Origin of the sequence: Mesorhizobium sp. M0676 (assembly GCF_040320535.1) — a bacterium.
In the GTDB taxonomy this organism is placed as follows: Bacteria; Pseudomonadota; Alphaproteobacteria; order Rhizobiales; family Rhizobiaceae; genus Mesorhizobium.
In genome coordinates, this window is the sequence record NZ_JAMYPU010000064.1 from 1 (window position 1) to 7,354 (window position 7,354).

Consider the following 7,354-nt stretch of genomic DNA (forward strand, 5'->3'; position numbering starts at 1 on the left):
ACCCTACCGGAAAGCGCCGATGACCACCCACACGCCGCTCGCTCGCTACAGCGCTACTAACGGCGCGCTCGTGAGCGGCTTCGCTACCGCCGAGCTACACCACCTGATGGGACACGACCAGGTTGTCCATTCGGACCGGACCGAGGAGACTGGAGTTACCAGGCTTCAGCACTCGTCGGAGGGCCCGAATGAACATCCACAGAATGCCCGTCTGCCGCTGCGTCGAGAGGAGATGGCGCTGGCGGTGATAGAAGGCGGTTTTTCCAAAGCCCATGAGGCGCGGGCGTCGTATGGTGTGTCGGCGAAGATCATGGCCGACCGCTCGTCCCGGCCCACCGTGATGCAGGGCATGACCGAACAGGCCGTGGCCGAGCCCATCGTCGCCTTGCGCCGCCAGCGGCTGACCGGCAAGGACATCGCCATGGAGGTCGGCGTCTCGCCCGCCACCGTCAGCCGGTTCTCAAGCGTGCCGGGCCTCCGTGTGCGGGCGGGCGGTTGAACATTATGCCGCCATGGCCTTGATGAAGCGCTCGCCGAAGATGACGGCGAACTGAGCCTTCGCCATGGTCCACTCACGAGGTGGCATTTTCCACTCTTTCTCCGATCGGTTCAAGATCAGGTAGAGCAACTTGGTTGCCGCATCGTCGCGTGGGAAGTGGCCCCTTGCCCTGACAGCCCGCCTGAGCTTTGAACCGCCCCGGGTTGATCGAAGGCTCCAACTCCTGAGAAGGTGGAGCCATGACAAGCAAGACGACCAACAAGTTCTCTCCCGAGGTCCGAGCCCGTGCGGTGCGGCTGGTTCTGGATCACGAAGGCGAGCATGCCTCGCGGTGGGCGGCGGTCTCGTCGATCGCCGCCAAGATCGGCTGCACGGCACAGACGCTGCATGAGTGGGTGAAGAAGGCCGAGCGCGACAGTGGCGTGCGAGCCGGTGTGCCTACGGATGTGGCGACGAAACTCAAGGCTTTGCAACGCGAGAACCGCGAGCTTCGCCAGGCCAACGAGATACTTCGCAAGGCTTCCGCGTATTTTGCCCAGGCGGAGCTCGACCGCCGGTTCAAGCCATGATCGCGTTCATCGACGATGACCGCGAGGCGCATGGGGTCGAGCCGATCTGCAAGGTGCTGCCGATCGCCCCGTCGACCTACCACGACCATGTCGCCAAGCGCATCGATCCCTCCCGGCTGTCGGCTCGGGTGAAGCGGGATGAGGCTTTGAAGGATGAGGTCCGACGCGTGTTCGAGGCTAACTTCCGCGTCTACGGCGTTCGCAAGATCTGGCGGCAGTTGCAACGCGAGGGCTTCGATGTCGCCCGCTGCACGGTTGCCCGCCTGATGAAGGCCATCGGCCTCGGAGGCATCATCCGCGGCAAGCCGATCCGCACCACGGTGAGCGACAAGGCGGCACCATGCCCTCTCGATCACGTCAATCGCCAGTTCCATGCCCCGGCGCCGAACATGCTGTGGGTCTCCGACTTCACCTACGTCGCGACCTGGACGGGCTTCGTCTATGTCGCCTTTGTCATCGACACCTATGCGCGAAGGATCGTCGGCTGGCGGGTGAGCCGGACGGCGCATGCCAGCTTCGTTCTGGACGCCCTGGAACAGGCTCTCCATGATCGGCGGCCCGTGCAGGGAGGCGGGCTCATCCATCACAGCGATAGAGGCAGCCAATACGTCTCTATCAGATACACCGAGCGCCTGGCGGATGCCGGCGTCGAACCTTCGGGCAGTGTCGGCGACTCTTACGACAATGCTCTCGCCGAAACGATCAACGGTCTTTATAAGGCCGAGGTGATCCATCGACGCGGACCCTGGCGCTCATTCGAGGCCGTCGAGTTCGCCACGCTCGAATGGGTCGACTGGTTCAACAATCGCCGGCTGCTGGAGCCCATCGGCAACATCCCGCCGGCCGAAGAAGCCGAGGAACGCTACTACGCCATGTTGGATGAACCAGCCATAGCCGCGTGACTCAAACGAAACGGCCTCCGGAAAACCCGGGGCGGTTCACTTCGAGTTCAACGCCTCTATTGAGTTCGTAACCGGTATGAAGATTCTCGGTGCCGATGTCCGGCTGCGGTTTCCAGGATCGCGGCGTATGGTGCGACCATCCGGGACGGAGGCACCGGGAGCACGAAGGTGCGGGCAGGCCGATCCACACGATGAGCCGAGAGCTCGTGTTAGTAGCTGGCCGCCTCTGCGACTCGCCCGGTTGCGCTGTGAGCGCGGATCCGTAGTTACGTGGGGCCCGCCGCTCCCGTCATTCGATGTGACAGGAGACGCAAATGCGACGCGTGATTGGAATGGACATCCACCGAACTTTTAGGGACGTGGTTTTCTGGGAGGAAGGCAGACTTCGACATGGGGCTCGTGTCTACATGACCCTAACGGCGCTGGAGGGCTTTGGTAAGAGCCTTCTGGCGACAGACGAGGTGGTAATCGAGGCGACCGGTAACTGCACGGCGGTGTCACGGGTGTTGTCGCCCTTTGTGAAGCGGGTGGTCATCGCCAACCCACTTCAGGTGAAGGCGATCGCCCATGCCCATAAGGTCGACGCGGGCACTCTGGCCAGCCTGTACGCCGCAGGCTATCTGCCCGAGATCCGGACGCCGGATGCCGCCACCGAGCGGATGCGCAGGGTGGTCGCACGCCGCTACCATGTTGTGCGACATCGGACACGGATCAAAAACGAGGTGCATGCGATCCTTCATGCGGATCTGATCCCGAAGTGTCCGCACGCCGATCTGTTCAACGTCCGCGGCCGCGTCTGTCTGGCACGCCAGCGTGTGCCCGACGATGAGCGGTTCGCAATCGAGCGGCACGTGCGCGAGCTTGATCAGGATCTGGTCTACCCTCGATCGGGCGACTGCCAAGACTACTTTGGACGATCCTGCGATCAGGCGTCTGCTCTCCATCACCGGCGTCAACCTGGCCGTGGCAGTGGGGCTAACGGCGGCGATCGGCGACATCGCTGGCTTCAAGAGCTGGTCAGCTATTTCGGCCTCAATCCGCGGGTGCATCAGTCGGGCCTCGGTGCCGCACATCATGGCCGGATCAGCACGGCTCCGATGTTTCTTTTCGTTACATTGGTCTTACTGAATCACCCGGCAAAGGACTGAACCATCCGGCGATGGCAGTGTGCTTACCCCCCGCGTGGGCCAGGCTTTCAAAGATTGACCGCCACTGTGCCCGCGCCGGTCCGGCGTGGACGTCGCAGTGCTGCATTCCGCAAAGCGGGGTGAGCGCGCCCCTCTCGCAGGTAGAGACGGCCACGATCTCGATTGACAAGAACTCGTCGTGCACTCTGGCTTTCCAAGCCTCGACGCATTCGTGGCCAGCGGACGGCCGTGTCATGCGAGCTCGTCTCATGCGGCGATGGCCGACCTCCGCGGCTCTCCTTAAACCAAGACCGTCCGCTATCTCGTCTACGCCTTCTCCGTCGGCATCAAGATAATGGCGCTCGTCATGATCGCTCGCGTCGCCTCGAAGGCACCTACCGCCACATTTGACCAGGAATCCATCATCCTCGCCATTGCTGGCATCTCGGTCGTTCTTCTTCATCCTTGCCATGTATGTGCCCGATCCTCCATGGCGCTGTGCAGGGAGCCTCGATCGTCCGCCAGGGAAGACGCGGACGTTGCTGAGAGACCAGGTTGGTCCAGCCTTTTGCCTTGTTATTAGGACGGTCTCCGCTCCCCGTCATTAAATACTGGATCATTCCCACCGCCGATCACCGAATGTGAAGTTCACGCTTGAAATTCGTAAGTATTTCACATCCCGCTTCAGTCACCCGGATCGTCTCACTTGTCCCCACGTCGGCAAAACCGAACATCTTGACCAGAGAAGGAATGTGAAAGGTCATATTTGGAAGCAGCTCTCGGATTTCTCCGCGCTTAAAGGAAAGGATATGACCCTCGCCCCAATCCGGCGGAAAGCATACTCCGATCGAGTAGCCCGTTCTCTTGAATCGCCCCTCATAGCCGCCGTCCGTGACAGTGTTCGACCAAACCTTCCAAACTTCCTCCAAGGGGCGCCCAGGCCGGATGGCCTCGAGCATGTTCTCCAGCGCTTTGCGGGACACATCCTCCATGCGCTGTAATTCGCGGCTAACCGGTTTGACGACAATAGTGCGCATCAGGGCCGCACTGTAGCGACGGACAGTACCCGATGGTTCCAACAAAATCGGGTCGCCTTCTTGAATTTTCCGGCCAGCCCATGTTGCATGGGCGTAGCTGGTACGAACGCCTGACGCAACAAACGGCGGATAACCCGGATATTCGCTTCCGATGCTTGTCACGACGCGCTGAATTTCGGCAGCGATATCATTCTCGCTTGCGCCGACGTGGATCTGGTTTATGCCAGCCTCCATACCCGCTTCAACGATCCGGGCAGCCTGACGAATATATTCAATTTCTAGGTCCGACTTCACCACTCGTGCGCTTTCGACGATCATCGATCCGTCCTGGACTCTCGCGCTCTGAAGTCCTTCTCTGATCTTTTCATAGTGGGCGATTGTCAAGAACCAGCCAGTTTTCTCGATGCCAATGATGGAGTTGGCGTAGCCCATGTTTCCAATTGTTTCCACGAGGACCTCGATCGGCGATTCGTGGTCCATGTAGCTGGAGCTGTTAGTGAGCCACGAATACGCCTTAACGTTAGTCTGCTCGATGGCGCGAGTCACAATATGCAGCTCGCCGTTGCTTGGCACTAGCAAGAACTGGATAGCTGGATAGCCTAGTGTGTGATACCCGCTAAGGTAATATATGTTTTCGGGGATACTGACAATCAGCAGGTCCAATCCTCTATTCGTAATCTCCTGTCGAACAGCTTTCAGGCGTCGCTCAAACTCCGAGACCGGAAATGCAAGATCTTTTTCGATAACGGCGTTGTCGATTCCTGAAACTTTCATTTAGTCCATCCTTGGTCCATCGAGCTTATATGCCGGCGGGGGCGGCATTCCCCTGTGCCCGATCCACATGTCCTGAAAAGGTAGCAAGGTCTTAGAAGTTGGGTGGTGCGAAGTATCCGTTCGGCCTGCAGGAAACCAGCGTTTTTGGGTGTCATGTGCACAATATGTCCGCTCGAGTCGGCCGCATCGGTTCGTTGATCGTTGCATGTCGCTTCGCCCCGGTGAAGCCTCGCCCTCAAAGCCGCAGTGGAGGCGTTGACTAATACGTTTTGGTAGCCGCCCCGGATTTGGCGGACGCCATTTACTTGCGGCACGCTGCCGTAGCCAACTCTTGCAGCATGGCGCAGTAGCGCTCCTCGGCTTCGGTCCCGGGATGTTGCCGGTTGCTTTCTCAACCAGCCAGTGATCGTTGGATCCGTCTGCCCAGGGCAGCGGGATGCGTCTGAACGAAGTCGCTGACGCGGCATTTGGTGCGTGGGTTTCCGGTTGAAGCTTCTGTTGTAAAGGATTGCGGTTAGCAATCTTAACAACAGGAGCAACAAAGATGGCCGAGTTAAGCTCACTTTCGGCGCACGATACGCAGCGATGTAGGTATACACGGTGGCGAAGTTTTCGCGCTACTTTGGCCGTTCGCCGACCGCGTTTGAAGGGTTGAACGATGGGACGCGGCAGCGCTTCTTTTGCCATGGCGGCAACGCCGATGTGGTGAGCCAGGAACTGGCCTGCGTAACATGGGCGGCGTCCGATGCGCATCTGGACAGGTGGACGCGCGAGATTGCCGATCAGCGTATGCATGGAAACGTCCGGCGTGGCTCCTGCGGAACGCTTTGCCCAAGAGGCGGGCGCTTTGCCCTCTCGGCGGACGGATCTCCAATGCAGGCAAGATCGCGCAGTTCCCGTTTGCGCGCGAACTGGTCGGCTTCGACTTCGACGCGCAGCCGTCGCTTGATCCAGTGCCAGATCCGGGAACGTGGGACCCTGCCGCTGGATTGTCCATGGCGACGGTCATGTTCCTGGGCAAGACACATCTGGCGGTGGCTCTCGGACGCGAGGCGATCCGGCAGAACTATAGCGTCCATTTCGTCACGGCGACCACGGTCGTGGTGCTGGCCAACGCCATGCGAGGTTCACCCGAAAAGCAGCTGACGACCCCTGTCCCGGCCGAAGGGGGGTCAATCTCCGGTTCAAATCGTCACTCCGATTGACATGGCTAGCGAATGTGGCGTCCGTTTCGCGCAGAGCTGCATTCTCGGCCGGCTGCGTAACCAGACTTTCTTTTCCCTGGACGAAGCCAATCGCTATCCGGAGGCTGTCGAGCGGATCAACACCCACGTCATGCGCTGACTGGATCAGTGCCGTCGCGAGCATGCTCGCGCAACATCCGGAGCTGCAGCGCGACCGGCGTCCGCAACAGTGGCGATTGGCCAACCAACGCCATGATCTCGAAGTAATCACGCAGGCCCGAAACGTTGGCGGCGCCACTACGGCGCCGGGGGAATTCGGCTTAGCCCAAGAGGCAAACAACGTCGATTCGCACGGACAGATCTGCGGTCGAATCGCAATCGTCCTCAAGTGCCGGTATTTGGTCTTCGCTCATCAATATTCCTCAGCAAAATTCCTCAGCAAATTATTCGCCTCAGGTCCCATTTCACGCATCCGGAACCTAGCACCTCCTGGGCGCGCCGCTAATCTTAACAGCATCAAAACCGCTGAAATGCGCCAATCCGCCTTTGTGTACGCGGGTTCGGCGTATCCTCGCGACGTTCGTCGCAGACGGCAAACAGCGCCGCCGCGTCATTGGCACGTCTTGCCGCGCGGTCATCCGGGACGGCGGCGCTCTTTTTCGCAACCCAAAATTTGAAGTGCAGGAGGGGGCAACACCGTGAGGTGTCGCCCTATCCGGTCAATTGGAGATCCGGTTCCCGAAAGGGCGAGGATCGTGCCGCGCCGCCGTCAAATCTCTCTTCGTACCTCAGGCTCGGTCATGGCTCGACCGGATAATGGAATAGAAGGCAGCGTTCTGCCGTCTCAGCCCTTGCACTGCCCGGCAGTCGTCAAACTCTTTGGCGGCAGATACGCCTGTGTGTAGCCGTATTTAGCGACCGCTTTCATCATCTCATCGGAGCCGAGATAGTTTTTTAGCGCTGCATTGAAGGCATCGACCTCCGCCTGCTGGTCGGGCAGAAAAGCGATGGCCTCACCAGCGAGTCCGAGGGATTGCGTAAAGGGATCGGCCATATCGAGGCTTGCATCCCGCTCAACGAATACTTTAAACGAGAAGGATTCGCCAATGGCAACGTCGGCACGTCCGGACTTTACAGCCTGCGCGACCTCCGCTGCTCCGCCGGCGACCTGCAGGACCTTGTCATCGGGGATGCCGATCTTCTGAGCGGTCTTCACTGCAGCCCATCCAGAGCCGGTGACCGCTGTGACGCCCTTGTCGCGG

At 59.9% G+C, this 7,354-nt stretch carries 3 protein-coding genes, 6 pseudogenes and 1 other annotated feature; of the genes and pseudogenes, 6 read left to right on the plus strand and 3 right to left on the minus strand.

Annotated features, from left to right (window positions below; genetic code table 11):
* Positions 1-232: 232 nt before the first annotated feature.
* Positions 233-457: pseudogene (locus NKI35_RS30960) on the plus strand (IS481 family transposase); the annotation flags it as partial.
* 45 nt (positions 458-502) lie between these two features.
* Here the strand turns inward: NKI35_RS30960 and NKI35_RS30965 are convergent.
* Positions 503-691 (minus strand): annotated as a pseudogene (locus NKI35_RS30965) (transposase); the annotation flags it as partial.
* Between the two features lie 47 nt (positions 692-738).
* Here NKI35_RS30965 and NKI35_RS30970 point away from each other — a divergent pair.
* The 3 genes and pseudogenes from NKI35_RS30970 to NKI35_RS30980 all read left to right on the plus strand — a co-directional run.
* A protein-coding gene (locus tag NKI35_RS30970) for an IS3 family transposase (RefSeq protein WP_352742591.1) occupies positions 739-1,970 on the plus strand; the annotation gives its coding sequence in 2 pieces (ribosomal slippage) (positions 739-1,030 and positions 1,030-1,970; 1,233 coding nt in all).
* Positions 1,023-1,139 (plus strand) — a sequence feature (AL1L pseudoknot). (Overlaps the previous gene by 117 nt.)
* Before the next feature lie 314 nt (positions 1,971-2,284).
* Positions 2,285-3,058, plus strand: a pseudogene (locus NKI35_RS30975) (IS110 family transposase); the annotation flags it as partial.
* Positions 3,059-3,410: 352 nt separating this feature from the next.
* Positions 3,411-3,613 (plus strand): annotated as a pseudogene (locus NKI35_RS30980) (P-type conjugative transfer protein TrbL); the annotation flags it as partial.
* Positions 3,614-3,729: 116 nt separating this feature from the next.
* Here NKI35_RS30980 and NKI35_RS30985 read toward each other — a convergent pair.
* Positions 3,730-4,908, minus strand: a complete 1,179-nt coding sequence (locus tag NKI35_RS30985) for a M24 family metallopeptidase (protein WP_352742594.1) — start codon at positions 4,906-4,908, stop codon at positions 3,730-3,732.
* Between the two features lie 732 nt (positions 4,909-5,640).
* On the opposite strand from NKI35_RS30985, the pseudogene NKI35_RS30990 reads away from it, so the two are divergent.
* Both NKI35_RS30990 and NKI35_RS30995 read left to right on the plus strand, forming a co-directional pair.
* Positions 5,641-5,758: pseudogene (locus NKI35_RS30990) on the plus strand (IS21 family transposase); the annotation flags it as partial.
* Positions 5,736-6,113 (plus strand): ATP-binding protein, encoded by a 378-nt coding sequence (locus tag NKI35_RS30995; RefSeq protein WP_502897197.1) that lies wholly within the window; start codon positions 5,736-5,738, stop codon positions 6,111-6,113. The pseudogene NKI35_RS30990 and the gene NKI35_RS30995, both read left to right, overlap by 23 nt.
* A gap of 823 nt (positions 6,114-6,936) precedes the next feature.
* Here NKI35_RS30995 and NKI35_RS31000 read toward each other — a convergent pair.
* Positions 6,937-7,354: pseudogene (locus NKI35_RS31000) on the minus strand (transporter substrate-binding domain-containing protein); the annotation flags it as partial.